Raw genomic sequence first — 2,011 nt, forward strand, 5'->3', positions numbered from 1 at the left:
CGAGGACGCGGTCCTCCATCGCCGGATAGAGGATCTCCTCGACCGCGGGCGCGAGACGATGAATCTCGTCGATGAAGAGGACGTCGCCATCCTCGAGATTGGTGAGCAAGGCGGCGAGATCGCCCGATTTGGCGATCACCGGCCCGGAGGTGGCGCGAAAGCCGACGCCGAGCTCACGCGCGACGATCTGGGCCAGCGTGGTCTTGCCGAGCCCCGGCGGGCCGAAGAAGAGGACATGATCGAGCGCGTCGCCCCGCCCCTTCGCCGCCTCGATGAACACCCGCAGATTCTCCCGCGCCGCTTTCTGCCCGACGAACTCGTCGAGCGTCTTCGGCCGCAACGCGGCGTCCAGGTCCTCGGGACGGCGCTCAGGCGTGGTGAGGCGGTCAGGGTCGGTCATTACGCCCTTCCTGGCGGCGGCGGCGGCGCTCTTCCGGACTGAGATAGGCCGGATCGACGACGAACTGGTCGTAGAATGACGGATCGCGCTGTCCACGACGGAAGATGGGCGCCGGACTTTGGCGCCTGGCCTCAGCCATCAGGATCAACTCGCCACGTGAGCTGCGCTTCAAGGCTCCAACCACGAAGACCGGTCCCTCCGTCGGCCCCAGGTCCACACAATTTTCGCCCACGGCCGCCTCGCCGAGCCGGATGCGCACATATCCGTCGTTCGATACGCCCCGCTCGCCGCTAAGTAGCTGCGCCCGGATGGAGCCTGTCGTGCGTATCTCTTCGGGAGAGATGCTGACGAGCAACTGCACCGAATCGCCAGTGAGAGCGGGACGGTCATAAGAGAAATAGCTGCGCCTGTTGCTGGGGTCAGTGCAGGCCGAGGCTGCCCCGGCGGAACCGGCATAGGCAGCGACTGCAGCCGCGATGAATAGCATCCGGCTCATTTCGCCGCCTTTTTGAGCGCGAGGCGGACGAGGGCGTCGAGGGTGGCTTCGGGGCCGAGCTCGGCTTCGGCCCTGGCGACGGCGGCTGAGGCTTCGCTGGGGCGGAAGCCGAGGTTGGCGAGGGCGGAGACGGCGTCCTGGGCGTGGCCGCCGGTTGGCGCGGCGGGACCTCCGGGGCCGAGGGCGATGCCGCCGGCCATGTCCTTCAATTCGTTGACGATGCGCTGCGCGAGCTTAGGGCCGACGCCCTGGGCGCGGGCGATCATGGCGTGGTCGCCGCTCGCCACCGCGCGGTGGACCTCGTCGATGGTGAGCGCGGAGAGGATGGCGAGCGCGACCCGGGCGCCGACGCCCTGGACCGAGACGAGCAGCCGGAACCAGTCGCGCTCGGCGGCGCTGGCGAAGCCGACGAGGCGGATGAAATCCTCGCCGACCAAAGTCTCGGTGTGGAGCACGACCTCCTCGCCGATCGCGCCCAGCTGAGAGAGCGTCCGGGTCGAGGCCGAGACGAGATAGCCGACGCCGCCTACGTCGATCACGGCATGGTCGGCGCCGAAACTGTCCAGCAGCCCCCGCAGCCTCGCGATCATGCGTCAGTCCCAGCCAAAGGTGACAAAAGTCCAGCATCCATAACGGAAAAAAGCTCCCCCCGGCGAGCGATCGTCTTTGGCAGCAATATGCGTTCGAAAAGCGGAGGGATCGAGGTCACGGCCGGTACATAAGCGGAACGGGCAAGTGTAGGAAAGCGAAAGTTCAGCCCACCCGCCGCGCCGTGGCGAGATGATGGGCGTGGGTGATCGCGACCGCGAGCGCGTCGGCGGCGTCGGCGCCGGCGATCTTCGCGCCGGGGAGCAGGCGCTGAACCATGAAGTGGACTTGCGCCTTCTCCGCGCCGCCGGTGCCGACCACCGCTTTCTTGACCAGCCGCGCCGCATATTCGCCGACGGCGAGGCCGCGCCGCGCCGCGGCGAGCAGGACGACGCCGCGCGCCTGGCCGAGCTTCAGCGTGGATTGGGGATTTTCGTTGAGGAAGACCTCTTCGACCGCCGCTTCGGCTGGCGCGTGCGCCTCGATCACCGCGCCGAGCAACTCGTCGAGCCGCACCAGCCGCGCGG

Annotated in this window: 4 protein-coding genes; all 4 read right to left on the bottom strand. The window is 68.2% G+C overall.

Annotated elements, in window-relative coordinates; genetic code table 11:
- Positions 1-400: AAA family ATPase (locus ACT4N8_RS07615; RefSeq protein ID WP_444857535.1), on the bottom strand; the 400-nt coding region annotated here is incomplete at its 3' end.
- Positions 387-896: a hypothetical protein gene (locus ACT4N8_RS07620; RefSeq protein ID WP_444857536.1), complete on the bottom strand. Its 510-nt coding sequence runs from the start codon at positions 894-896 to the stop codon at positions 387-389. The genes ACT4N8_RS07615 and ACT4N8_RS07620, both read right to left, overlap by 14 nt.
- On the bottom strand, positions 893-1,486 hold the full coding sequence (gene ruvA, locus ACT4N8_RS07625) for a Holliday junction branch migration protein RuvA (protein ID WP_444857537.1): 594 nt from the start codon (positions 1,484-1,486) through the stop codon (positions 893-895). The genes ACT4N8_RS07620 and ruvA overlap by 4 nt, the downstream gene beginning before the upstream one ends.
- 163 nt (positions 1,487-1,649) lie before the next feature.
- Positions 1,650-2,011: crossover junction endodeoxyribonuclease RuvC (gene ruvC, locus ACT4N8_RS07630; protein ID WP_444857538.1), on the bottom strand; the 362-nt coding region annotated here is incomplete at its 5' end.

The sequence above is a fragment of the Sphingosinicella sp. genome (genome assembly GCF_052387495.1).
Lineage (GTDB): Bacteria > Pseudomonadota > Alphaproteobacteria > Sphingomonadales > Sphingomonadaceae > Allosphingosinicella.

Coding starts and splice junctions, on each gene's coding strand:
- ACT4N8_RS07620 (WP_444857536.1), bottom strand. CDS start 896: ATGAGCCGGATGCTATTCATCGCGGCTGCAGTCGCTGCCTATGCCGGT.
- ruvA (WP_444857537.1), bottom strand. CDS start 1,486: ATGATCGCGAGGCTGCGGGGGCTGCTGGACAGTTTCGGCGCCGACCAT.